The sequence below is a fragment of the Glaciibacter kafniensis genome (assembly GCF_039538945.1).
Taxonomy (GTDB): Bacteria; Actinomycetota; Actinomycetes; order Actinomycetales; family Microbacteriaceae; genus Cryobacterium; species Cryobacterium kafniensis.
Genome location: NZ_BAABCN010000002.1, coordinates 741,047 through 766,675 on the forward strand (window position 1 = coordinate 741,047; position 25,629 = coordinate 766,675).

At 65.9% G+C, this 25,629-nt stretch carries 22 protein-coding genes; all 22 read left to right on the forward strand.

The features are described 5' to 3' along the window. Positions 1-17: 17 nt before the first annotated feature. The 22 genes from pyrF to ABD791_RS04055 all read left to right on the forward strand — a co-directional run bounded on the left by pyrF (position 18) and on the right by ABD791_RS04055 (position 25,571). Positions 18-887, forward strand: coding sequence for an orotidine-5'-phosphate decarboxylase (gene pyrF, locus ABD791_RS03950; RefSeq protein WP_345064481.1), 870 nt, complete (start codon positions 18-20; stop codon positions 885-887). Continuing rightward, complete coding sequence (gmk, locus tag ABD791_RS03955) at positions 880-1,857, forward strand: guanylate kinase (RefSeq protein WP_345062485.1); 978 nt, start codon at positions 880-882, stop codon at positions 1,855-1,857. Before pyrF ends, gmk begins: the two co-directional genes overlap by 8 nt. A gap of 92 nt (positions 1,858-1,949) precedes the next feature. Further along, a complete protein-coding gene (rpoZ, locus tag ABD791_RS03960) occupies positions 1,950-2,207 on the forward strand; it encodes a DNA-directed RNA polymerase subunit omega (RefSeq protein ID WP_345062487.1) in 258 nt (85 codons plus the stop codon). A gap of 39 nt (positions 2,208-2,246) precedes the next feature. Then, positions 2,247-3,488 (forward strand): bifunctional phosphopantothenoylcysteine decarboxylase/phosphopantothenate--cysteine ligase CoaBC, encoded by a 1,242-nt coding sequence (gene coaBC, locus ABD791_RS03965; RefSeq protein WP_345062489.1) that lies wholly within the window; start codon positions 2,247-2,249, stop codon positions 3,486-3,488. Between the two features lie 108 nt (positions 3,489-3,596). Continuing rightward, positions 3,597-4,790 (forward strand): methionine adenosyltransferase, encoded by a 1,194-nt coding sequence (gene metK / locus ABD791_RS03970; protein ID WP_345062491.1) that lies wholly within the window; start codon positions 3,597-3,599, stop codon positions 4,788-4,790. Positions 4,791-4,809: 19 nt separating this feature from the next. Then, positions 4,810-6,939 (forward strand): primosomal protein N' family DNA-binding protein, encoded by a 2,130-nt coding sequence (locus tag ABD791_RS03975; protein WP_345062493.1) that lies wholly within the window; start codon positions 4,810-4,812, stop codon positions 6,937-6,939. Positions 6,940-7,385: 446 nt separating this feature from the next. Beyond that, positions 7,386-8,318, forward strand: coding sequence for a methionyl-tRNA formyltransferase (fmt, locus tag ABD791_RS03980; protein WP_345062494.1), 933 nt, complete (start codon positions 7,386-7,388; stop codon positions 8,316-8,318). Next, the gene (locus ABD791_RS03985; protein ID WP_345062496.1) at positions 8,315-9,799 is read left to right on the forward strand and encodes an RsmB/NOP family class I SAM-dependent RNA methyltransferase; all 1,485 of its coding nucleotides are present in this window, start codon (positions 8,315-8,317) and stop codon (positions 9,797-9,799) included. The genes fmt and ABD791_RS03985 overlap by 4 nt, the downstream gene beginning before the upstream one ends. Positions 9,800-9,808: 9 nt before the next feature. Then, a complete protein-coding gene (rpe, locus tag ABD791_RS03990) occupies positions 9,809-10,474 on the forward strand; it encodes a ribulose-phosphate 3-epimerase (RefSeq protein ID WP_345062498.1) in 666 nt (221 codons plus the stop codon). 12 nt (positions 10,475-10,486) lie between these two features. Beyond that, positions 10,487-10,750 carry a phosphoribosyl-ATP diphosphatase gene (locus ABD791_RS03995; RefSeq protein ID WP_345062500.1) on the forward strand — a complete coding sequence of 88 codons (264 nt, stop codon included), beginning with the start codon at positions 10,487-10,489 and terminating at the stop codon, positions 10,748-10,750. 94 nt (positions 10,751-10,844) lie between these two features. After that, a complete protein-coding gene (gene hisG, locus ABD791_RS04000; protein ID WP_345062502.1) occupies positions 10,845-11,684 on the forward strand; it encodes an ATP phosphoribosyltransferase in 840 nt (279 codons plus the stop codon). A 69-nt stretch (positions 11,685-11,753) separates the two neighbouring features. Next, a complete protein-coding gene (hisF, locus tag ABD791_RS04005) occupies positions 11,754-12,515 on the forward strand; it encodes an imidazole glycerol phosphate synthase subunit HisF (RefSeq protein WP_345062504.1) in 762 nt (253 codons plus the stop codon). Then, positions 12,515-12,943 (forward strand): phosphoribosyl-AMP cyclohydrolase, encoded by a 429-nt coding sequence (hisI, locus tag ABD791_RS04010; protein ID WP_345062506.1) that lies wholly within the window; start codon positions 12,515-12,517, stop codon positions 12,941-12,943. The genes hisF and hisI overlap by 1 nt, the downstream gene beginning before the upstream one ends. A gap of 13 nt (positions 12,944-12,956) precedes the next feature. Beyond that, complete coding sequence (locus ABD791_RS04015) at positions 12,957-14,489, forward strand: anthranilate synthase component I (RefSeq protein WP_345062508.1); 1,533 nt, start codon at positions 12,957-12,959, stop codon at positions 14,487-14,489. Continuing rightward, a complete protein-coding gene (locus ABD791_RS04020; RefSeq protein WP_345062510.1) occupies positions 14,489-15,223 on the forward strand; it encodes a Trp biosynthesis-associated membrane protein in 735 nt (244 codons plus the stop codon). Before ABD791_RS04015 ends, ABD791_RS04020 begins: the two co-directional genes overlap by 1 nt. A 34-nt stretch (positions 15,224-15,257) precedes the next feature. Continuing rightward, positions 15,258-15,482: a DUF6704 family protein gene (locus ABD791_RS04025; RefSeq protein ID WP_345062512.1), complete on the forward strand. Its 225-nt coding sequence runs from the start codon at positions 15,258-15,260 to the stop codon at positions 15,480-15,482. Between the two features lie 16 nt (positions 15,483-15,498). Beyond that, complete coding sequence (trpC, locus tag ABD791_RS04030) at positions 15,499-16,269, forward strand: indole-3-glycerol phosphate synthase TrpC (protein WP_345064484.1); 771 nt, start codon at positions 15,499-15,501, stop codon at positions 16,267-16,269. A gap of 1 nt (position 16,270) precedes the next feature. Then, complete coding sequence (gene trpB / locus ABD791_RS04035) at positions 16,271-17,482, forward strand: tryptophan synthase subunit beta (RefSeq protein WP_345062514.1); 1,212 nt, start codon at positions 16,271-16,273, stop codon at positions 17,480-17,482. 77 nt (positions 17,483-17,559) lie between these two features. Further along, positions 17,560-18,324: a tryptophan synthase subunit alpha gene (gene trpA / locus ABD791_RS04040; RefSeq protein WP_345064487.1), complete on the forward strand. Its 765-nt coding sequence runs from the start codon at positions 17,560-17,562 to the stop codon at positions 18,322-18,324. A 127-nt stretch (positions 18,325-18,451) separates the two neighbouring features. Further along, the gene (gene lgt / locus ABD791_RS04045; protein WP_345062516.1) at positions 18,452-19,420 is read left to right on the forward strand and encodes a prolipoprotein diacylglyceryl transferase; all 969 of its coding nucleotides are present in this window, start codon (positions 18,452-18,454) and stop codon (positions 19,418-19,420) included. 123 nt (positions 19,421-19,543) lie between these two features. Next, positions 19,544-24,121: a glutamate synthase large subunit gene (gene gltB / locus ABD791_RS04050; RefSeq protein ID WP_345062518.1), complete on the forward strand. Its 4,578-nt coding sequence runs from the start codon at positions 19,544-19,546 to the stop codon at positions 24,119-24,121. Then, positions 24,114-25,571: a glutamate synthase subunit beta gene (locus tag ABD791_RS04055; RefSeq protein WP_345062520.1), complete on the forward strand. Its 1,458-nt coding sequence runs from the start codon at positions 24,114-24,116 to the stop codon at positions 25,569-25,571. Before gltB ends, ABD791_RS04055 begins: the two co-directional genes overlap by 8 nt. The last annotated feature ends 58 nt before the right edge of the window (positions 25,572-25,629 follow it).

Here is a 25,629-nt window from a genome sequence, read left to right on the forward strand (position 1 = left end):
TATCGAGTGTCCCGGTGATGAACGAAGTGACCTCGTTCGGCGACCGTCTGTCGCAGACGTTCGCGCGCTTCGGTCAGCTCTGTGTCGGCATCGACCCGCATTCCTGGTTGCTGGCGGACTGGAACCTGCCGGACACCGCTGATGGTGCCGAATCGTTCGGGCGCACGGTTGTTGCCGCTGCGGCCGGACAGGCCGGCATCGTCAAGCCACAGGTCGCGTTCTACGAACGCTTCGGTTCGGCGGGTTTCATCGCCCTCGAACGCGTGCTGGCCGATGCCAGGGCAGCCGGACTTCTCGTGATCGGCGACGCCAAACGCGGCGACCTCGGCACCAGTGTCGAGGCCTACGCCGAGGCCTGGCTGACTCCCGGGTCACCGCTTGAGGTCGATGCGCTCACCGTCAGCGGGTACATGGGCGTTGGCTCGCTCGATTCAGCGATCGCCATTGCCCGGCGTGCCGGCAAGGGACTGTTTCTGCTCGGCGCCACCTCCAATCCAGAGGGTGCCGCGCTTCAGCGTGCAACCGTGGGGGAGGGCGCGTACGCCGGCGCCACCGTCGCCCGTGCCATTCTCGATGACATCGCCGAACGCAATGCGCAGAGCGACTCCGGTGCGCTCGGCTCGCTGGGCGTTGTGCTCGGCGCCACCGTCGACCTCGCCGGATTCGGCATCGACGTTCACGCTGCACCCACCAGCGCGCTCACCCCCGTGCTCGCACCGGGGTTCGGACATCAGGGCGCACAACTCGCCGCGGTGAACACGATTTTCGGCGGGTATGCGCCAGGCGTTATCCTGAGTGAATCGCGCAGCATCCTCTCCGCCGGACCCGACCGGATCACGAAGGCGATCCAGCACAAAGTAGAAGAAGCAGGTTCTGCCCGTGGCTGACAAGCACTCCACCCCACCCGACGTCGACCGGGTCGCCGCGTCACGCGCCGCTGTGGCGGCACGCCGCGCTCGGGCCGCAGTGAAAGCTGCGGTCGCCGCACGCGAACGCACCCCACTCGAGGTGTTGGCTGCGGCCACCGCCGAACCGAACGGCGTCGAAGGGCGCCTGCGCGTGACTGAGCTGCTCACCAGCATCCCCGCCATCGGTGTCACCAAGATGCAGCGGATCATGCAACAGCAGGGCATCTCGCCGTCGAAGCGACTCGGCGGCCTGGGCTCGCACCAGCGTGTCAGGCTGCACGACTTTCTCGCCGGTCTCGAGTCATCGCGCCGTTCGACAACGGCGCAGCGCTCCGCGTCGAAGTCGGCTTCGGCAACGGATGCGAAGGAGGCTGCCGCCGAATCGGGCTTGATCGTTCTGGCCGGCCCGACCGCGGTCGGTAAGGGAACGGTGGCCGGGTACATCCGCGAGAACTATCCCGATGTGCTCTTGTCGGTCTCCGCGACCACGCGCACCCCTCGCCCCGGCGAGGTCGAAGGAGTGAGCTACTTCTTCGTCGACGACGCCGAGTTCGACCGGATGGTCGAAGCGGGCGAGTTGCTGGAGTGGGCGACGGTTCACAACGCCTTCCGCTATGGCACCCCGCGCAAACCCGTCGAAGAGGCCATCGCCGCCGGCAACAGTGTGCTCCTGGAGATTGATTTGCAGGGCGCTCGGTCGGTTCGATCGGCAATGCCGGAGGCGAAACTCGTCTTTCTGCTTCCTCCCAGCTGGGAAGAACTTGTGCGTCGACTGATCGGTCGCGGCACCGAGGATTCCGCGGAACAGACCCGTCGACTCGACACTGCGCGGCGTGAATTGGCTGCTCAGAACGAGTTCGATTACCGTGTCGTGAACCACACCGTGGCCGACGCAGCTCGCGAGGTCGTAGACTTGATGCAGATTCCTACGGATTCCGCGCGCCCTTAAGCGCGTCGGCGTTTGTATCCGCGTCGCACTCGACGCCTGATCCACCTGAAATTGCGCATCTGCGCGACCTGCTCTGAAGGAGTGAGACACCAATGGCCACCAAGCCCGCTGGCATCATTGACCCGCCCATCGACGACCTGCTCTCCAAGGTTGACTCGAAGTACGCCCTGGTGATCTTCGCCTCGAAGCGTGCTCGTCAGATCAACGACTACTACGCAGACCTTCACGAAGGCAGCCTGTTCGACAACGTCGGCCCGCTCGTCGACTCGACGGTCGACGACAAGCCGTTGTCTGTCGCACTGCGCGAGATCAACGAGGACAAGCTCACCTCGAAGCCGATCGTCGAGTAGTCGCTTTCGACTGCTAGTTTCACCACCGAGGCGCGCATAATGTCGTCAGCTCCCAGGATTGTCGTCGGTATCACCGGCGGCATCGCTGCGTATAAGGCTGTCAACGTTGTGCGCGCCTTTGTGCTGCGCGGATTCGACGTGCACGTCGTCGCCACCGAGGCGGCACTCCGCTTCGTCGGCACGCCGACCCTCGAGGCGATTTCGCGTAACCCGGTCTACACCGGGCTGTACGACGGCGTGTCAGAGGTGCGCCACGTGGCAATCGGCCAGTCGGCTGACTTGATCGTGATCGCACCCGCCACCGCCAACTCCATCGCCAAGCTCGCCGCCGGCCTCGCCGACGACCTGCTCGGCAACACGATTCTTGCCAGCACCGCCCCGCTCGTGATCGCGCCGGCCATGCACACCGAGATGTGGAACAACGCCGCCACCGTCGCGAATGTGGCGACGCTGCGCTCCCGTGGCGTGACCATCATCGGCCCGGGCGTCGGTGCGCTGACCGGCACGGATGTCGGCCCCGGCCGGATGGAAGAGCCAGAGACGATCGTCGAGGTGGCGCTGGCCACCCTCGCGCACGCCTCCGGACACCGATTTCTCGCTGAGCTGTCGGCATCCGCTGATCTGGTGGGCACCCGTATCGTGATCAGCGCCGGCGGAACCCGCGAGCCGCTTGACCCGGTGCGCTACCTCGGCAACCGCTCGAGCGGCAAACAGGGAGTCGCGTTGGCGCAGGCTGCCGCTTCCCGCGGCGCACAGGTGACCTTGATCGCCGCGCACCTAGAAGTCGACGCGCCAGCCAACATCGATGTCGTGCGGGTGTCGAGCGCCCTCGACCTTGATGCAGCGATGCGCGAGCAAGCCCCGACCGCCGATGTCGTGATCATGGCCGCCGCCGTGGCCGATTACCGCCCGGTGACGGTGGCACCGGGAAAGATCAAGAAGGAGGTTGCCGGGGACACGCTCACCCTCGACCTCGTCAAGAACCCCGACATTCTCGCAGCGCTCTCTGCCGCGAAGGCCCCCGGCCAGATCGTGATCGGATTCGCCGCCGAGACCGAGCCGGACACCGATGCCCTCGTGGCGCTCGGTCGCGCGAAGATCGCCCGCAAGGGTTGCGATTACCTGGTTGTGAACAGGGTCGGTTGGACCGAAGGCTTTGCGTCAGATGACAACGTCGTGATCGTGCTCGATGCGACCGGAGCTATAGTGAATGAGGCTTCCGGAAGCAAGATTTCGGTGGCCAATCGCATCCTCGACGTCATCGCCCACAGCCCCGTCTAGCAGCAGTTCACTGTAGGCACGGCCCGGCCTGACGGCGGCTGCGACTCTCTATTTTCACTTTCAGCTTCACCGTGAGCTGCACCATTGGCTTCTACCGAGACGGACCAGATGAGCGATCTTCGCCTCTTCACCTCAGAATCAGTCACCGAAGGACACCCCGACAAGATCTGTGACCAGATCTCCGACAGCATCCTCGACGCACTCCTGACCGAAGACCCGCAGAGCCGGGTCGCTGTCGAGACCCTCGTCACCACCGGGCTCGTGCATGTCGCCGGCGAAGTGACCACAGAAGCGTATGTCGAGATTCCGTCGATCGTGCGCAAATGCATCACCGACATCGGCTACAACTCCAGCGATGTCTGGTTCGACGGCCGTTCCTGCGGCGTCTCGATTTCGATCGGCGGCCAGTCTCCCGACATCGCCCAGGGCGTCGACAACGCATTCGAGTCACGCGTCGAGTCGAGCACCGATGACTTCGACAAGCAGGGTGCCGGCGATCAGGGCATCATGTTCGGTTACGCGACCCGCGAGACCCCCGAGCTGATGCCGATCCCGATCTGGATCGCCCACCGTCTCGCCGAGCGTCTCGCGGCCGTGCGCAAGACCGGCCAGCTCGACTATCTGCGCCCGGACGGCAAGACGCAGGTCACGATCGGTTACGACGGAATCATTCCGCGCACCGTCGAGACCGTTGTCGTGTCGACACAGCACGCGCCGTCAGTGTCGAACGAGCAGCTGCGCGCCGAGGTCAACGAGCTCGTGATCCGCCCGGTTCTCGAACGGATCGACCTCGACGCCTCCGGGCTCACCACCCTGATCAACCCGACGGGCCGATTCGAAATCGGCGGCCCACAGGGGGATGCCGGTCTGACCGGCCGCAAGATCATCATCGACACCTACGGCGGCGCGAGCCGGCACGGCGGCGGTGCGTTCAGCGGCAAGGACCCGTCGAAGGTAGACCGCTCTGCCGCCTACGCGATGCGCTGGGTGGCGAAGAACGCCGTGGCTGCCGGCTTGGCCGACCGCCTCGAGGTTCAGATCGCCTACGCGATCGGCAAGGCCGCGCCCGTCGGTTTCTATGTCGAGACCTTCGGTACCGGTGTGATGAGCGACACAGAGATCACGCGCGCCCTGCAGGAGGTGTTCGATCTGCGTCCGGCGGCGATCATCCACGATCTCGACCTGCTGCGCCCGATCTACGCGCAGACGGCGGCCTATGGCCACTTCGGCCGGGAGCTACCCGATTTCACGTGGGAGCGCCTCGACCGCGTCGACGATCTGCAGAGCGCAGCCGGCCTCTAGCCATGACGGGCCTGTAGTCATGACCGGGTCCGGCCTCGTTGCGCGGGTGCTCGTCGATTCGCCGCTCCCGCAGCTCGACCATCTCTTTGACTATCGCATTCCAGAGGAGCTCGCCGATCAGGCGATCCCAGGGGTGCGGGTCACGGTGCCGTGGCGTTCGGCCGGCCGCACGATCGACGGCTATCTGATCGAGGTGTTCGACCCGACCGCGGCGACTGACGGGAACGAGGAGTTCCACGGAACTCTGAGCCCGATTGAGTCGGTCGTCTCGACGGTTTCGGTGCTGACACCCCCGATCTACCGCTTGGCGCGCCGTTTGGCCGACCGTGCGGCCGGAAACGCCAACGACATCATCCGTCTCGCCGTTCCCGGGCGGCAGGTGCGCGTTGAGAAGGCCTGGGTGGCGGCGCGCGTGCAGGCGGAAGGTGCAACGGCAGAGTCGGCGACCGATGCTGCGCGAGTGCCGGCCTCCACAGCGGCCGTCTCCGTTGGTGCGGCTGTCTCTGCTGGTGCGGCTGTCGCTGCTGGTGGCGCTGTCTCTGCCGGCGACCCTATCGACGATGTCCCAACAACTGAGCTGCCCGCACACTGGCGCTTCGTCGACTATCCGGCAGGTTCACTCGACACCGCCCTGGCCGAACGAGGCCGCCGCGCCGTCTCGGCGGTGCCGCGCCTCGTGCGCCTGGCTGACGGTCGCACCGTCGGACACTGGGCGCTCACCCTCGCCGAACTGGCTGTGCACACCCACGCGCTCGGTCGCACCGCGATCCTCGTGGTGCCTGACTTTCGCGACCAGGATCAGGTGCAGGCCGCCCTCGACCAGCTGGCGCCGTCGGGATCGGTCAGCCGCGTCGACGCCCGGCAGAGCAATCCCGACCGCTATCGCGCCTTCTTGGCCTGCCTCGGCGACGCGCCACGCATCATCCTGGGCAACCGGTCTGCGGTGTATGCCCCGGCCGACGATCTCGGACTCATCGCGCTCTGGGACGACGGCGACCCGCTGCACGGCGAGCCCCTCAGTCCCTATGTGCATGCCCGCGATGCGGCATTGGTGCGTCAGGAGCAGTCCGGCTCCGCCCTCGTCTTTCTCAGCCACGCCCGCAGCGTCGAGGTGCAGCGGCTCGTCGGCCTCGGTTGGCTCGGCGAAGTGCACCCCACCAAGAACATTCACCCGCGCGTGATCCCGACCGACTACCAGGGCGAACCCGACCCGCAAGCGCGGGCGGCCCGCATCCCGACCGCTGCCTGGCAGGCGGCGAAAGCGGCAATCGCGACGGGGCCGGTGCTCGTGCAGGTGTCGACACCGGGATACGCGCCGATGCTGGCCTGCCAGAGCTGCAAGAAGGCGGCACGCTGCACCCACTGTCAGGGGCCGCTCGCCTTGGCGTCGGCTCAGGCCACGCCGGCGTGCCGCTGGTGCGGAGCATTGGCCGCCGAGTGGCGTTGTGTGCACTGCGAAGGCCACACCCTGCGCGTCATGTCGGTCGGCTCCGGCCGCACCGCCGAGGAGCTCGGGCGCGCGTTCCCCGGGTCGCGCGTCATTCTGGCCGACGGCGAACATCTGGTGCAGCACCTCGGCGCTGAGCCAGCCCTCGTCATCGCGACGCGCGGCGCCGAACCCCTGCCGAGTGGCGGCTATCACGCCATCCTGCTGCTCGACGGCGAACGGATGCTGGCCCGCGAGTCGCTGCGCGTCGGTGAAGATCTGCTGCGGTCCTGGTCGAACACCGCTGCCCTCGCTGCTCCCGGTGCGTCAGTCGTACTGGTCGGTGTCGGGGGAGAAATCGCCCGCGCGCTCAACATCTGGCGTGCCGACGCCTTCGCCCAATCAGAACTCGACGACCGTCGCCTGCTGCGCTTTCCGCCGGCCGTGCGGGTGGCCTCGGTCACCGGCACCACCGACGACGTCAACCGCGCGCTCGTCGAGGTGGAGTCGGTGGCCGGTGTCGACGTGCTCGGACCGGTCACCACCGAGGCGCCGCTGGTGCGCGCCATTGTGCGCTTCGCCTACGCGGGCGGCGACGAGGTGGCGCGGGTGCTGAAGGCGCACATCGTGCAGAACGCCACGAAGCGTCGTGCTCCGAAGGGCGGGTCGTTTCGTCCGGCCCCGACCCTGAAGGTTCGGTTCGACGATCCGGAACTGATCTAGCGCGCCGCACCACCGCGCCTCGACCGGTGACCCACACCGTTCCGGTCCGACGCCTGCCGCCTGCCGCCTGTCGCGCCCCCATTCGACGGAGATTGTTCCGAAATCAGCCCAAATTGGGCTGAAAGAGGTCGTTTGGTTCAAAATCTCCGTCGAATGGGAGAGACAACCGCCGCTTTTGACCGCGCTCGAGAACGGATCGCACTGCGGCAGTTTCGCGACGGGCTTTGCTCGGCGCTCCACCGTCAATTTCGCGGCATCCTGCCGGGTGCCGGAGAATAGAAAGATGCGCCGCTTCGACGAGTGGCGCAGAGAGCAAAATGGCGCGCGATGCGTCGCCCAAGAACATTCTGGCCCGCAGCACTCAGGCCAAAGAACAGTCAGGACTGTGACGTAGTGATGACATTCCGCAAGATCACGAAGGCCATCGACGTTCCGGAGCTGATTCGATGAGACTCGTCTTCGCCGGAACCCCCGCCGTCGCGATCCCCAGCCTCGACGCACTCGCAGACTCCGGGCATGAGATCGCGGCCGTCATCACGCGAGCGGATGCCCCGCTCGGCCGCAAACGCGTGCTCACCCCCTCACCGGTCGCCGAGGCCGCTGCCGCGCGCGGCATCCCCGTCATCAAAGCCAACCGTCTCGACGAGACGGCGACCGCCGAGATCGCCGCTCTGCAGCCCGACCTCGGCGTCATCGTCGCGTACGGGGGACTGGTGAGGGAGCCCCTGCTCTCCACGCCCCGGCTCGGCTGGATCAACCTGCACTTCTCGCTGCTCCCGCGTTGGCGCGGCGCCTCACCCGTGCAACGCGCCGTGATCGCCGGCGACGCCGACACCGGTGCGGCCGTCTTTCAGCTGGTCGCCGAGCTCGACGCCGGCGCCGTGTTCGGCAGCTTCAGCACGCCGATTCCCCCGGATGCGACGAGCGGCAGCCTGCTCGACGCCCTCAGCCACAGCGGAGCAGAACTGCTGCTGCGCGTGGTCGATGAACTCGCGGCGGGCACGGCCACGTCCATCGAACAGAGCGGCGACGTCACCCTCGCGCCGAAGCTCGTCATCGACGACGCCCGCATCGACTGGAACGCCGGCGCCACCGAGGTCTACAACCGCCTCCGCGGAGTCACTCCGGAACCCGGAGCGTTCACCGTCATCGGCGACGCGCGCTTTAAACTTCTCGAAGTCTCACCCGTCGACGAACAGCTGACCCTCGAGCTCCCGAACCTTCCCGCGGGCACTATCCGCGCACACGACAAGAAAGTGCTGATTGGCACCGCGACGGAGCCGCTCGAGCTCCTGCGCGTTCAACCGGCTGGAAAGAACCCCATGAATGCAATCGACTGGTGGCGTGGCGTAGCAACGACAGAGGTGGTCGCCTCATGAGCGGCGAACGCGGCGAACGCAGCGACCGCAGCGACCGCGGCCAGCGCCCCTCGCGTCCCACTCGCGCGGAGCGCAACCCGCGCCCGCCGCGCTCGAATCAGTCAGACGTCGACTACGTGCAGCCCGCCCGTCGGGTGGCCTACGAGGTCATTGCCGCCGTGCGCGCCGACGACGCCTACGCGAACCTGCTGCTGCCCACGAAGATCCAGCGCGCAGCGCTGAACACCGCGGATGCCGCCCTTGCGACCGAACTCACCTACGGCACCCTGCGCATGCAGGGCTACTACGACCGAGTGATTGCGATCGCAGCCAATCGTGCGGTCACGGCCATCGACCCGGCCATTCTCGACGTGCTGCGCCTCGGCGCCCACCAACTGCTGGCCACCCGCATCGCCACCCACGCAGCGGTCAACGAATCGGTGTCGCTGGCCAAGCAGGTCGGCTCCCGCTCGGCAACGGGCTTCACCAATGGCGTCATGCGCGCCATCTCTCGGGTCAGCGCCGACGAGTGGCGCGAGCAGGTCGTTGCCGAGGCGACGAGTCCCGATGACAAGCTGGCCGCGCTCTACTCGCACCCGGTGTGGGTCGTGCGTGCCTTCCGTCAGTCGCTGCTGGCCGAAGGTCGTCAGGACGAGCTCGAAGAGCTCCTCGCCGCAGACAACGAAGCGGCCAAGGTCAACATGGTCGCCCTTCCCGGTCTCACCGAGCCGGGCCTGCGCGCTTCGCTCGGCGAGCTCGACGCGTTCTCGCCGACCGGTTTCGTGCTCGGCGGGGGAGACCCGTTCCACCTGATGAAGGAGCACGACGGCACCATTCGGGTGCAAGATGAAGGCTCGCAGCTTGCCGCGCTCACCCTGACCCGCGCGCGTCCGGTGAAGAAAGACGAGCGCTGGCTTGACCTCTGCGCCGGCCCCGGCGGAAAGGCGGCCTTGCTCGCCGCCGAAGCGCTGGCCGGCGGCGCCTTCCTCGTCGCCAATGAGGTGGTTCCGGCCCGCGCCGCGTTGGTGCGCAACGCCCTCGCCCCGGTTCCTCTTGATGTGCCGGTGTGGGAGACCGACGGCACGACCATCGCCGAACGACACGCCGACACCTTCGACCGCATCCTGCTCGACGCCCCGTGCACCGGCCTCGGCGCCCTGCGTCGCCGGCCGGAGGCACGCTGGCGCAAGCAGCCCAAGGATGTCGCCGAGCTGTCGGGTCTGCAATCGAACCTCATCGACGCGGCCCTGTCTGCCCTCGCTCCCGGCGGCATCCTGGCCTACGTCACCTGCTCGCCGCACATTGCGGAGACCCGCGGAATCGTGACCACAGCGCTCAAGAAATGGGGCGACTCCGTGAAGCAGCTCGACACCGCCTCCGTCGTGCAGTCGTTGTCTGAGACCGAGCTGGACCTCGCCGGTGACCCGACGGTGGTGCAGCTCTGGCCGCACCGCCACGGCACCGACGCCATGTTCATCACCCTGATCGAACGTACGAAGTAGGCTCGCAGAATGTCGACACGAATCAACCCCAGCATCCTGGCCGCCGACTTCGCGAACTTCGAACGGGAGCTCGGGCGCATCAGCACCGCAGACCTGGCGCACGTCGACGTGATGGACAACCATTTCGTTCCCAACCTCACCTTCGGCCTGCCCATGGTCGAACGGCTGCAGCAGGTGTCGCCCATTCCCCTCGACGTTCACCTGATGATCGACGATCCTGACCGCTGGGCACCCGGCTACGCGGAGACCGGCGCATTCTCGGTGACTTTCCACGCCGAAGCGGCGGCTGACCCCGTTGCGCTGGCTCGCACCCTGCGCTCGATCGGCGCCCGCGCCGGCCTCGCAGTGAAGCCAGGCACCGACGTCGCCGACTACCTTCCGATCCTCGCCGAGTTCGACCAGATTCTCGTGATGACCGTCGAACCCGGCTTCGGCGGGCAGAGCTTCGACCAGTCGACGATGCCGAAACTGCAGCTGCTCTCTGAAGCGGTGAAGAAGTCGGGTCTCGACATCTGGCTGCAGGTCGACGGCGGAATCACCGCAGAGACGATCCAGATCGCAGCAGCAGCGGGCGCCGACACCTTCGTCGCCGGCTCCAGCGTTTTTCGGGGTGAGCCGGCCGAGCAGATCGCCCTGCTCCGTGCCGCGGCGAACGAACACCGCCACGCGCACTAGTAACCTGTAGACGTGAAGAATTTTGACGCACTTTTCGCCGAGCTGAGCGAAAAAGCACTGACCAGGCCGGAAGGCTCTGGAACAGTCCGTGAGCTCGACGCCGGCGTACACGCGATTGGCAAGAAGATCGTCGAGGAAGCCGCCGAAGTCTGGATGGCCGCCGAGTACCAGAGCGACACCGAGACGGCCGAGGAGATCTCGCAGCTGCTCTACCACCTGCAGGTTCTCATGCTCGCCAAGGGATTGACCCCGACGGACATCTACCGACATCTGTGATCAGCGTGGCCTCTGCCACCTGCGAGCTGTGTCGACCGGCAGCGCAACGCGCTGTCGAACATCCGTCAATCCCTGATCCACACGAGAGTCAATCATGCTGAGAATTGCCGTTCCCAATAAGGGTTCCCTGTCAGAAACCGCCGCCCAGATGCTGTTCGAGGCCGGCTACACCGGTCGCCGCGACCCGCGCGACCTGGTCGTCGCCGACCCGGCCAACGACGTCGAGTTCTTCTACCTCCGCCCGCGCGACATCGCCACCTATGTCGGAAGCGGCGCCCTCGACGTGGGAATCACCGGTCGCGACCTGCTGCTGGACTCCCACTCGCCCGCGAAAGAAATCGCGAACCTCAACTTCGGCGACTCGACCTTCAGATTCGCCGGCCCGGCCGGTCGATTTGAGACCCTCGCCGATCTGGCCGGTCTCCGTGTCGCCACCAGCTACCCGGGACTCGTTGAACGCTTTCTTGCCACCCACGACGTGAAGGTGCAGCTCGTCACGCTCGACGGCGCCGTCGAATCGGCCGTTCAGCTCGGTGTCGCGGATGCCGTCGCCGACGTCGTGTCGACCGGGTCGACACTGCGCAAGGCCGGCCTTGAAATCTTCGGCCCGGTCATTCTCGAATCGACAGCCGTTCTGATCGATTCCGGCAACGAGAAGCCGGGCATTGCCACGCTGCTCCGCCGCCTGCAGGGTGTTCTCGTCGCACGCCAGTACGTGCTGATGGACTACGACATCCCCGTCGCGCAGCTGGACGCCGCCTGCCAATTGGCTCCCGGCATCGAATCGCCCACCGTCTCGTCGCTGCACGATCCCGAGTGGGTCGCCGTGCGGGTGATGATTCCGCGCAAGGAGATGAACTCGGTGATGGACGACCTCTACGAGCTCGGTGCCCGCGCCATCCTCGTCACGACAATTCACAACGCGCGTCTCTAAACTTGTGATGATGACGGCTCTGAACATGAGTGATCTGATGCGCTGCACTACGGCAAAGGAGTACCGGTCATGACTCTTGCGGTGCGCGTGATTCCCTGCCTCGACGTCGCGAACGGTCGTGTCGTCAAGGGTGTCAATTTTGAGAACCTGCGCGACGCGGGCGATCCGGTCGAACTGGCCAGACGCTACTACGAGCAGGGTGCAGACGAGTTGACGTTTCTCGACGTCACCGCCACCGTCGACAACCGGGCGACGACGTATGACGTGGTGCGCGCGACCGCAGAACAGGTGTTCATCCCGTTGACCGTCGGTGGCGGCATCCGCAGCGTCGAAGACGTGGCCAAGCTTCAGGGCAATGGCGCAGACAAGATCGGTCTGAACAGCGCGGCAATTGCGCGCCCTGCCCTGATCGGTGAGATTGCCGACCGCTACGGTTCGCAGGTGCTCGTGCTCTCGCTCGACGTCAAGCGCAGCAATCGCACCGAATCTGGCTTCGTCGTGACCACCCACGGTGGCCGCACGGAGACCGACCTCGACGCCCTCGCCTGGGCGACGACCGCGATCGAACTCGGTGCGGGGGAGTTGCTGGTCAACTCGATCGACGCCGACGGCACCAAGGCCGGGTTCGACACCGAGCTGATCGCTCTGATGCACGCACTCAGCACGGTTCCGGTGATCGCCTCCGGCGGCGCCGGAAGGGTGTCCGACTTTCCGCCGGCCATTCGTGCCGGTGCCGATGCGGTACTCGCCGCCTCGGTCTTTCACAGCGGTGAACTCACCATCGGCGACGTCAAACGCGAGCTGGCCGGCGCGGGAATGCTGGTGCGCTGATGACGACCGACACTTTCAACACGGCCGACAACACGGCCGGCAGACCACGTGGCCTGGACGCTGCGCTGAACGCAGCGGTGTTCAACTCCGACGGGCTGCTTCCTGCCGTCATCCAGCAGCACGACACCCAGGAGGTGCTCATGCTCGGTTGGATGGACCGCGAGGCGATGCGCCGCACCCTCACGGAAGGCCGCGTCACCTTTTGGTCGCGTAGCCGCCAGGAGTATTGGCGCAAGGGGGACACCTCAGGCCACGCGCAGTATGTGCACTCCGCCGCGTTGGACTGTGACAATGACACCCTTCTGGTGCAGGTCGACCAGGTCGGTGTGGCCTGCCACACCGGCACGCGCACCTGCTTCACCGATCGCGACCTCGACGTGACCACCGGCCGCCGACCCGACGCCGCCCCACTGACCTCGCACGAGTAAAGGATCTCTCCGCATGATCGCCGCGACAGCCGGAACCACGAGTCACGAGCAGTTCACCGAGCTGGTCGCCGAGCACCGGGTGATCCCGGTGATCCGCGAGCTCTTCGCCGACGGAGAGACCCCGGTCGGGATCTACCGCAAGCTCGCCGCCGGTGCCCCCGGCAGCTTCTTGCTTGAATCGGCGGAGCAGGGCGGCATCTGGTCGCGCTTCTCGTTCGTCGGGGTTTCCTCATTCGGCGTGCTCACGCAGAACGGCGACACCTCCGAATGGCTCGACTACGGGATCCCCGCCGAACGTGCACTCGGTGACGCGATTGAGCTCGGACCGCTGGCGGCACTGGCCCGCCTCTATGAGGCATGGCAGACGCCGCGGCTGCCCGAACATCCGCCGCTCACCGGTGGTCTCGTCGGATTCATCGGCTGGGAAGCCATCCGTCAGATTGAACACCTGCCCGACCAGCCACCGGCCGATTACGACGTGCCAGGGCAGGCATTCAGTTTCGTGGCAGACCTCGTTGTGCTCGACCACAAATTCGGCACAGTGCAGCTGATCGCCAACGTTCTGAACGACGGCGTTGACGCGGCGGATGTGCTCTGGGGCGACGCGCAGGCACGTCTCGACAGCTTGCAGTCGCGTTTGGCCGCTCCGTCTGAGGCCTGGGTGTCAACGATCGACCTGTCGACCCTGCCCCAACCGACCAACCGCACTGAACGTGCTGATTTTCTCGCCTCGGTTGACACGGCGAAACAGCACATCGTCGACGGCGACATTTTTCAGGTCGTGATTTCGCAGCGCTTCGACCAGGAGTGCACCGCGCATCCGATCGATGTCTACCGGGTGCTGCGCAGCCTCAATCCGAGCCCGTACATGTACCTTCTCAGCCTGGAATCACCCGCCGGTGAACCGTACTGGATCGTCGGTTCCTCGCCGGAGGCGCTCGTCAAGGTGCAGAACAACCGGGTGTTCACTCACCCCATCGCCGGTTCCAAGCCGCGCGGCACGACTCCAGAAGCCGATGCCGATTTCGAAGTCGAGCTGACGGGCGACGCCAAGGAAAAGGCCGAACACCTGATGCTCGTCGACCTGGCCCGCAACGACCTGCTCAAGGTCTGCGCGGCGGGGTCGGTCGAGGTCACCGAGTTCATGCGCGTCGAACGCTTCAGCCACATCATGCATCTGGTGTCGTCGGTGGAGGGCAACCTGCTCCCCGACAAGAGCGCCATCGACGTCTTTCGGGCGACGTTCCCGGCCGGCACACTCTCCGGGGCGCCGAAGCCTCGGGCCCTGGAGATCATCGACGCCCTCGAGCCGGCCCAACGTGGCGTCTATGGGGGAGTCGTCGGATACTTCGGCTTCGCCGGCGACGCCGACCTGGCCATCGCGATCCGCACCGCCACGATCATGAACGGCGTCGCACGCGTGCAGGCCGGGGGTGGGCTGGTCGCCGACTCCGACCCGGCCTCCGAGTATCAGGAATCACAGAACAAAGCGGCCGCACCCCTTCGAGCGGTCGCCGTGGCGAACCAGATGGCGCGGGTCTTCTAATGGCGGGCACACGGGCATCCGCCGGACGCATCAAACTCCTGGTCGTTGTCGCAGTTCTGCTCGGCAGCGGTCTCGCTCTTCTGGCGTGGACCCAGACCTGGATCTCCACCACCATTTTCAGTCATTCCGGCGGTGCCCAGCAGCTGGAGATCGACGGTGCAACAGCCGCGCCGGCGCTGACCGCCTTGGCCCTGGCCGGACTCGCCCTCGGCGGAGCACTCACCATCGCCGGTCCGATCATTCGCCACATTCTGGGCGCGCTCGAGGTGCTCCTCGGAGTGTCGGTGGGCATTGCTGCGTATGGGGCGGTGAGCGATCCGACGACCGCGAGCTCTGCGGCAGTGACGGCGGCCACCGGAGTGGCCGGAAAGAACGCGGGCGATGGCGTCGTGTCCACCAGCCTGACGATCTGGCCCTACCTCGCCCTGGTCGCTGCGGTCATCATGGTCGCTGCCGGCATCGCAGTGCTGGTCACCTCGTCGCGCTGGCCTGGACCGACAAGTCGCTTCCAGACGGCTCGTTTGGAGCCGGTCGCCGGCTCCGACGGCATGGGCGACGCACGCGCTGACGAAGCGACGACCGGTGACGCCGCAGGCAGCACCGCGGGTGCCGAGAGCACCCCAGGGTCAGCCTCCGGCGCCCGCCCCGACACGAAAATCGATCCGAGCACCAGCTCCGGCGACTCGGTCGGCGACTGGGATGACCTGAGTCGTGGCGAAGACCCAACCCGCTAGACTTGGCAAGAACACCAACACTTCAAGGAGCAGTATGAGCATCGAGTCCATCGACCCCGGTCACGGCCATTCGCCGGCAGCATGGACCGCCGTCATCATCATGCTCGTGGCCTTCACCATTGGAACCGTCGCGTTCTTCTTTGAGGCTGCGTGGCTTGTGTGGGCGTCGGCTGGTCTCCTCGTCGTCGGCTTGATCGTCGGCTACGTCATGTCCAAGGTCGGCTACGGCGTCGCAGACTCTGCCCCGGCGAACCACTAGTCTCGTGGCGACCGACCTGCTGACCGACCTTCTGGCCGGCTCACTCGCCGACGCCGAAGCACGTGAGGCGGTGAGTTCGCTTGCTGTCGTCGAGCGGGCCGCTTTGGCCCGTGTTCCCGCGCTCGACGCGTTGGCTGCTCTCGCTCCGGCCGAGCGGGTGAAGATCATTGCCGAAGTGAAGCGGGCAAGCCCGTCGCGCGGCGCCCTGGCCGCCATCGTCGATCCCGCCGCCCTCGCCCTGAGCTATCAGACGGGCGGAGCCAGCGCGATCAGTGTGCTCACAGAAGCACGCAAGTTCAAGGGTTCGCTCGACGACCTTGAACAGGTGAAGGCAGCAGTGCGCATCCCCGTGCTGCGCAAGGACTTCATCGGCAACGCCTATCAGGTCTTCGAGGCACGCGCCGCCGGCGCCGACCTCGTCTTGTTGATCGTTGCGGCGCTCGATCAGAGCACGCTTCTGTCACTGCACGGTCTCATCAACGAGCTCGGGATGACCGCGCTCGTTGAGGCTCACAGCGCCGACGAGGTCAGTCGCGCGCTGGACATCGATGCTCGGCTCGTCGGCATCAATGCCCGCGACCTCGCGACCTTCGAGCTCGACACGGAACTCTTCGGTCGTCTCTCCGGGTCCATCCCTTCCGGGGTGGTGCGGGTCGCTGAATCTGCAGTCAAGACTGCAGCGGATGTCGCCCACTATCGGGCGGCCGGGGCCGACGTCGTGCTGGTCGGCGAAGCACTGGTGACCAGCGATCCCCTCCGTACCCTCTCCGAGTTTTTGGCGGTTTAACATGTCCCTACGTACTGAATCCGGCCCGTACTTCGGGGAGTTCGGCGGGCAGTGGGTGCCGGAATCCCTCGTCGCCGCGCTCGACGAGCTCACCGCCGAATACGAGCTGGCCAAGCAAGACCCCGCCTTCGCCGCCGAGCTGATGGAACTGCACAAGACCTACACCGGTCGCCCGTCGATCATCACGGAGGTGCCGCGGTTCGCCGCACACGCCGGTGGGGCACGCATCATCCTCAAGCGCGAAGACCTCAACCACACCGGTTCGCACAAAATCAACAACGTGCTCGGTCAAGCCCTGCTCACCAAGCGCATCGGCAAGACCCGGGTCATCGCCGAGACCGGGGCCGGACAGCACGGAGTCGCCACCGCGACGGCCGCTGCACTGTTCGGACTCGACTGCGTCGTCTACATGGGCGAGGTCGACACCGAGCGTCAGGCCCTCAACGTGGCACGGATGCGTCTGCTCGGCGCCGAAGTGATCCCCGTCACGGCAGGCTCCCGCACCCTCAAAGATGCGATCAACGAAGCGATGCGCGACTGGGTCACCAACGTGGAGACCACCAACTACATCTTCGGCACCGTCGCCGGCCCGCACCCCTTTCCCGCGATGGTGCGTGACTTTCAGAAGATCATCGGTGAAGAGGCGCGCCAACAGGTGCTCGACCTGACCGGCCGCCTTCCCGACGCCGTCACCGCCTGTGTCGGCGGCGGCTCGAACGCCATGGGCATCTTTCACGCCTTCCTCGACGATTCAGAGGTCGCCCTCTACGGGTTCGAGGCAGCCGGCGAAGGCGCGGAGACGCCGCGTCACGCGGCAACCATCACCAAGGGAAGCCCCGGTGTGCTTCACGGCGCGCGCAGCCTGATGCTGCAAGACGCCGACGGTCAGACGCTCGAATCGCATTCGATCTCCGCCGGTCTCGACTACCCGGGCGTTGGCCCTGAGCACGCCTGGTTGGCCAGCATCGGCCGGGCCACGTACCTTCCGGTCACCGACGATGAGGCGATGAGCGCGCTGCGCCTGCTGAGTCGTACAGAGGGCATTATTCCCGCCATCGAATCAGCGCATGCCCTCGCCGGCACGCTTGACCTCGGCAAGCGCCTCGGTGCGGATGCCACCATCCTGGTGAACTTGAGCGGGCGTGGCGACAAAGACATGGAGACCGCGGGTCGATACTTCGATCTGCTCGACGAAGGTGCGGAACAGTCGTGACCGAGAACAAGCAGAGCGCCGGTTCGACCAGCACCGGGGTCACCAGCACCGGGGTCACCAGCACCGTCGAGCGAGCCATCGCAGCGCGGCGTGAGGCGGGCTCCGGCGCGCTGATCGGTTACCTGCCCGTTGGCTTCCCGAGCCTCGGGGAGAGCATCGACGCTGCCGTCGCCCTCGTCGAGAACGGCGTCGACGTCATCGAACTCGGCGTGCCATACTCTGACCCCGTCATGGACGGCCCGGTCATCCAGGTCGCCACCCAGCGTGCGCTGGCCGACGGCTTCCGCCTGCACCACGCGTTCGAAGCGGTGTCGGCGATCACCGCGCAGGTGTCAGCACCGATTCTCTTGATGACCTACTGGAACCCCGTTCTGCAGTACGGCGTCGACCGGTTCGCCGACGACCTGGCCGCTGCAGGGGGAGCCGGGCTGATCACGCCCGACTTGATTCCCGACGAAGCGGCTGCCTGGATCGCTGCCAGTGAGCGCACCGGTCTTGACCGCGTCTTCCTGGCCGCACCCTCGTCATCCGATGCCCGCCTCAAGCAGGCCGTTGAGGCGAGCCGTGGTTTTGTCTACGCGGTATCGACAATGGGCATCACCGGTGCACGCGCCGACGTTGACGCCGCTGCACGCATCCTCGTCGATCGGCTGCGTCTGGCCGGCTCCACGAGCGCCTGCGTCGGTATTGGAGTGTCGACTCCCGACCAGGTGCGCGAGATCTTGGGCTACGCCGACGGCGCCATCGTCGGCTCAGCCCTGGTGAAGGCACTCACCGATGGGGGAATCGACGCGCTCGGCACCCTCGCGGCCCAGCTCTCCGCCGGTACCCGCGCGCTCTGACCCAGCGCACTGACCCTGCGCGCACGCCGTCACGGCCACTAGAACCGAAAAATTAAGATAAGTTGACCGAGGCGCTCGACTGAGTGCCGGCAGTGACTCGCGTCACGATGTGAAAGGTAGTACCGAGGTGTCTTTTCCCCTGAGCATCCCCAGCCCCGACTGGAGCTATTTCGACCTCGGACCGTTCAGGATTCACGCCTACGCGTTGTGCATTCTCGCCGGCATCATCGTCGCCACGGTGATGACCTCACGTCGCCTGACCAAACGCGGCGCCGAGCCGGGCATTGTGCTCGACATCATTCTCTGGGCTGTGCCGCTCGGAATTGTGGGCGCCCGTTTCTACCACGTCTTCACCCACCCCGGTGATTACTTCTACGCCGGCGCCGATCTCTGGCGCGTTCTGTTCATCTGGGAGGGTGGCAACGCCATCTTCGGAGCCCTGATCGGTGGCGCCGTCGGCGCCTTCATCGGCTGCAGGCTGACCGGTGTGAGGTTCTGGTCGTTCGCCGACGCTCTCGCGCCCGGCATGCTCGTCGCCCAGGCGATGGGTCGCCTCGGCAACTGGTTCAACCACGAGCTCTTCGGCCAGCCGACCACCCTGCCCTGGGGCCTGGAGATCGAGTCGACGAACCCCGCGTTCCCCATCGGCCTTCCGGCCGGCACACTGTTCACGCCCACCTTCCTTTACGAAATTATCTGGAATCTTCTCGGCGTGGCAGTGATTCTCTATCTGGAGCGCAAGTTCACCCTGCGTTGGGGCAAGGCGTTCGGCGTCTACCTCATCTGGTATGGACTGGGTCGCACCTATTTTGAGTCGATTCGCCTCGACCCGAGCGAGATTTTCTTCGGAATCCGCACCAACGTGTGGGCTGCGCTGCTGGCGATTCTCATCGGCTTGCTCATCATCATCATTCAGCAGCGCGAACACACCGGGGTCGAAATCAGCCCCTACGTGCCGGGTCGTGAATGGAGCGCCCCTGATGCTGATGTAGAATCTGACGACACCGAGTCCGAAGTAGATGGCGGAGGCAATGACGCCTCCGGTTCCACCGGGTCGGCGGAGAACGCAGCCACAAGCACCAGCGTCTCGAACTGAGAGCTCTCAATACCTCCACACCCTGACCACGGCCCGTTACCCGGCCGTTCTGGAGGTCATCTCTCTTCCCCCTAGCGGGCCAGCGTCGTCCCTCGCTATCACTTTGCATGTGAGGACGGTTTCATGGCAGTCAAGCCTCCCTTCTCGCGGTTCAGCCTCACGCCTGAACCGCAGGGACTCTACGATCCAGCTGAAGAGCGGGATGCCTGCGGGCTCGCGATGGTCGCCACGTTGCGTGGCACCGCCGGGCACGACATCATCACGCTGGCTCTCGATGCCTTGCGCAACCTGGAGCACCGCGGTGCGGTCGGTTCGGATGCGGGCACCGGCGACGGCGCAGGTATCGTCACCCAGATTCCCGACGCGTTTCTTCGCGAGGTTGTCGAGTTCACGCTTCCCGCACCGGGACGCTACGCCGTCGGCAACGTCTTCTTGCCGACCGACCCGACGGCGCGCAGCGCCATCAAACGGTCGATCGCCACGATCGCCGGCGACGAGAACCTGACGGTTCTCGGCTGGCGTGAGGTTCCGGTTCGTCCGAACGAGGTCGGAAACCTGGCGCGGGCCGCGATGCCGGCCATCCAGCAGCTGTACGTGCAGAGCGCACTGCTCACCGAAGACGGCTCGCTCGTCGGCGGGATTGCGCTCGACCGACAGGCGTTGCGCCTGCGCAAGCGCGCCGAACGTGAACTCGAGGTCTACTTCGCCTCGCTGTCGTGTCGCACCATGGTCTACAAGGGCATGGTCACGACACTGCAGCTTGAGCCGTTCTACCCTGACCTCTCCGACGAGCGGTTTGCGTCGAAGCTGGCGCTCGTGCACTCGCGCTACTCCACCAACACCTTCCCGTCGTGGCCGCTCGCCCAGCCATTTCGGATGATCGCCCACAACGGTGAGATCAACACGGTGCAGGGCAACCGCAACTGGATGCGTGCCCGCCAGTCGCAGCTCGAATCCGAGCTGCTCGGCGATCTCGCCCCGCTGCTGCCCATCGTCACCCCTGGCGCCAGCGACTCGGCCTCCTTCGATGAGGTCGTCGAACTGCTCAGCCTCTCCGGTCGCTCGCTGCCGCACGCGGTGATGATGATGGTGCCGGAGGCCTGGGAGAACCAGCCAGACCTTGAGGCCGAGCGTCGCGCGTTCTACGAGTACCACTCGATGCTGATGGAGCCGTGGGACGGCCCCGCTGCCATCGTCTTCACCGACGGATCGCTGGTCGGTGCGACCCTCGACCGCAACGGCCTGCGTCCAGGGCGCTACCTGATCACCGATGACGGCCTCGTCGTGCTTGCCAGCGAAATCGGCGTTCTCGACATCGACCCGAGCCGTGTCGTGCGCAAGGGACGCCTGCGTCCGGGCAAGATGTTCCTCGTCGACACTGTTGCCGGTCGTCTGATCGAAGACGAAGAGATCAAGGCCGAGCTCTCGGCCAGCGAGCCGTGGGGCGAATGGTTGGATGCCGGCCGCATCAACCTGAAGGACCTGCCGGAACGCGAGCACATCGTGCACCCGCCGGCATCCGTCGTTCGACGTCAGCGCACCTTCGGTTACACCGAAGAAGAGGTGCACCGGCTGCTTGCCCCGATGGCCCGCACGGGTGCAGAGCCTCTCGGCGCCATGGGCACCGACACGCCGATCGCCGTGCTCGCCGAGCGCCCCCGTCTGCTGTTCGACTACTTCACCCAGCAGTTCGCGCAGGTCACGAACCCGCCGCTCGACTCAATCCGTGAAGAGGTCGTCACCTCGCTCAAGCTCGCGCTCGGCCCGGAGCGCAACCTGCTCTCCGCCGGTGCAGAGCACGCCCGTCAGGTGGTGCTTGACTTCCCGGTGATCGACAACGATGAGCTTGCGAAGATCCAGCACATCGACCCGCGCCCTGGCAGCCGCCTGACCTCCACCATCCGCGGTCTCTACCGTTTCGATGAGGGTGCAGACGCGCTGGAGAACCGCATCACCGCGATCTGTGCCGAGGTCGATGAGGCCATCGACGCCGGAGCGCACTTTCTCGTTCTCTCCGACCGTGACTCCAACAAGGACCTCGCTCCTGTTCCGTCACTGCTGCTCATTTCTGCAGTGCACCACCACCTGATTCGCACCGAGAACCGCATGAAGGTCGGAATTGTCGTCGAAGCCGGCGATGTGCGCGAAGTGCACCATGTTGCGCTGCTGATCGGCTACGGCGCCTCAGCGGTCAACCCGTATCTCGCGATGGAAACCTGCGAGAACCTCGTGCGGAGCGGCGCTATCACGACCGTGACGCCGGAGAAAGCCGTCGCGAACGTCATCAAGGCGCTCGGCAAGGGTGTTCTCAAGATCATGTCGAAGATGGGCATCTCCACGGTGTCGTCGTACGCCGGCGCGCAGGCATTTGAGGCCATCGGCCTCGACCAGGAGTTCGTGGCCCGCTACTTCACCGGTACCACCAGCAAGCTCGGCGGTGTCGGCATCGATGTGATCGCGGCCGAGAACCTCGACCGCCACACGTCCGCCTACCCGGAGGACAACGCGGTGCTCGCCCACGAACGGCTGAACACCGGCGGCGAGTACCAGTGGCGTCGCGGGGGACCGCCCCACCTGTTCAACCCGGACACCATCTTCCGGCTGCAGCACTCGACGCGCACGCGCCGCTACGATATCTTCCGCGAGTACACGAAGCTCGTTGACGACCAGGCGGCCGAACTGATGACGCTGCGCGGACTGTTCGGGCTGAACCCCGGCGCCCGCAAGCCGGTTCCGCTCGACGATGTCGAGTCCGTCGCTTCGATTGTCAAGCGATTCTCGACCGGCGCGATGAGCTACGGCTCCATCTCGCAGGAGGCTCACGAGACGCTCGCCATCGCGATGAACCGTCTCGGCGGCAAGTCGAACACCGGTGAGGGTGGCGAAGACCTTGAGCGTCTGCTCGACCCGGAGCGCCGCAGTGCGGTCAAGCAGGTCGCCTCAGGTCGATTTGGCGTCACAAGCATGTACCTGACCCACGCCGACGACATCCAGATCAAACTCGCCCAGGGTGCCAAGCCCGGCGAGGGCGGTCAGCTGCCGCCGACCAAGGTGTACCCCTGGGTGGCTCGCACCCGGCACGCGACGGCCGGTGTCGGCCTGATTTCGCCGCCCCCACACCATGACATCTACTCGATCGAAGACCTCAAGCAGCTCATCTTCGACCTCAAGCGCGCCAACCCCAAGGCGCGCATCCACACCAAGCTGGTCAGCCAGTCGGGGATCGGCGCTGTCGCGGCGGGTGTCGCCAAGGCGCTCTCCGACGTGATCCTGGTGTCGGGACACGACGGTGGAACCGGGGCCAGCCCGGTCAACTCGCTCAAGCACGCCGGTACTCCGTGGGAGCTCGGCCTGGCCGAGACGCAGCAGACCCTGATGCTGAACGGCATGCGTGACCGCGTTGTCGTGCAGGTCGATGGCCAGCTGAAGACCGGTCGCGACGTCATCATCGGCGCCCTGCTCGGCGCCGAAGAGTTCGGTTTCGCCACGGCGCCGCTGATCGTCGAAGGCTGCATCATGATGCGGGTCTGTCACCTCGACACCTGCCCGGTCGGCGTCGCCACCCAGAACCCCGAGTTGCGCAAGCGCTTCTCCGGTCAGGCCGATCACGTGGTGAACTTCTTCGAGTTCATCGCCCAGGAGGTGCGCGAGTACCTCGCCGAACTCGGGTTCACGAGCCTGGAACAGGCCATCGGTCACCGCGAGATGCTGAATATGAACGGCGCGATCGACCACTGGAAGGCGTCGGGTCTTGACCTGTCGCCCATCCTGATCGGTCCAGACTTTTCAGACTCTGAGCCGCGTCAGTTCTCGCGTCCGCAGGACCACGAGCTCGAGGCTCACTTCGACAATGAGCTGATCCGCCAGAGCGCCAGCGTGCTCGAACACGGCGGCCAGATCAACATTGCGCTGCCGATCCGCAACACGGAGCGCGCAGTGGGCACCATGCTCGGCCACGAGGTCACCCTCCGTCACGGCGAGAACGGTCTCCCGGCCGACTCGATCAGCGTCACCCTGACCGGCAGCGCCGGCCAGTCGTTCGGTGCGTTCCTGCCGAGCGGCATCACGCTGCACCTCGAGGGTGACTCGAACGACTACGTCGGCAAGGGGCTTTCCGGTGGCTCGATCACCGTGCGCCCCGACCGCAACAGTGTCTTCCCGGCCGAACGCAACGTCATCGCCGGAAACGTCATCGGCTACGGCGCCACGCAGGGCAGCATGTTCATCCGCGGCATCGTCGGTGAACGCTTTCTGGTGCGCAACTCCGGGGCGACGGCCGTCGTCGAAGGCGTCGGAGATCACGCGCTTGAGTACATGACCGGTGGTCTCGCCCTGATCCTCGGCGGAACCGGCCGCAACCTCGGCGCCGGCATGTCAGGTGGCACCGCGTATGTCTACGGGCTGCGGGCCGAGAACGTCAACCGTCAGTCGCTCGACTCCGGTGAGCTCGAATTGCAGGAACTCGGTAGCGCTGATCGTGAGATCGTGCGCGACCTGCTCGAACGACACCGCGACCAGACAGAATCCGCGCTTGCCGCGCGCCTGCTGGCCGACCTCGACACAACCATGTCGACCTTCGTCAAGGTGCTGCCGCGTGACTACGCCGCCGTGCTGTCGACGCGCCAGCAGGCGCTCGACGAAGGCCTCGACCCCGATGGCGACATCGTCTGGAACCGCATCTTGGAGGTAACCAATGGCTGATCCGAAGGGATTCCTGAAGACGACGGAGCGTGAGCTTCCCGCCCGTCGCCCCGTGTCCGTGCGCTTGATGGACTGGAAAGAGGTCTACGAGCAGGGCGACGCCGCTGTTCTGAAGCGTCAAGCCGGCCGGTGCATGGACTGCGGCGTTCCGTTCTGCCACCAGGGCTGCCCGCTCGGCAACCTGATTCCCGAGTGGAACGACCTCACTTGGCGTGATGAGGGAGCCCAGGCGATTGAGCGTCTGCACGCCACGAACAACTTTCCTGAGTTCACCGGGCGGCTCTGCCCGGCTCCGTGTGAGTCGTCGTGCGTGCTCGGCATCAACCAGCCGGCCGTCACGATCAAGCAGGTCGAGGTGTCGATCATCGATCAGGCGTTCGCCAACGGATGGGTCACCCCCCAGCCGCCCGGACGTCTGAGCGGCAAGACGGTCGCCGTCGTCGGTTCCGGCCCGGCCGGTCTCGCGGCGGCCCAGCAGCTGACGCGGGCCGGTCACACGGTCGCCGTGTTCGAACGCGACGACCGGATCGGCGGACTGCTGCGCTACGGCATCCCCGATTTCAAGATGGAGAAGAAGCACCTCGAGTCGCGTCTCGCCCAGATGTCCGCCGAAGGAACCCGGTTCCGTGCCGGAGTGAACATCGGCGTCGACATCACCTGGGACGACCTGCGGGCCCGCTATGACGCAGTGGTCGTCGCCACCGGCGCACTGGTTCCGCGCGACCTGCCGATTCCCGGCCGTGACCTGGCCGGTGTGCACTTCGCGATGGAGTACCTCGTTCAGCAGAACAAGGTCGGCGCCGGCGACACCGTCAACGCGCAGATCACCGCTGAAGGCAAGCACGTCGTGGTTCTCGGCGGTGGCGACACCGGAGCCGACTGCATCGGAACTGCGCACCGTCAGCTCGCCGCATCCGTCACCAACCTCGCGATCGGAACCCAGCCGGGCCACGAGCGTCCCAGCCACCAGCCGTGGCCGATGGCGCCCACCCTGTTCGAGGTGCAGAGCGCGCATGAGGAGGGCGGAACTCGTCAGTTCCTCGCATCGACCGTGGAGTTCTTGGCCAATGAGGTCGGAGAAGTGCGCGCGATCCGTGTCGCAGAAACTGAATACCTCGATGGCCGTCGCGTGCCGAAGGCGGGCACAGAACGTGAGATTCCCGCGGATCTGGTGCTTCTCGCACTCGGCTTCACCGGGCCAGAATCCGATGAGCTGAGCGCTCAGCTGCAGATTCCGTTCGACCAGCGGGGTAATGTCGAACGTGCCGGTGATTATCAAACCAGCCGCGAAGGCGTTTTCGTGGCCGGCGATGCCGGACGTGGCCAGTCACTGATCGTCTGGGCCATTGCTGAAGGCCGCGCCGCAGCGGCAGCCGTCGACGAGTACCTCGTCGGCAGCACTCGACTTCCGTCCCCGGTCAAGCCGACCGACCGACCGATTTCGGTCTAACACACTTTCACTACCCGCAAAAAATGCGCCGATAGGGCGCGGAAACCGGAGATTTACC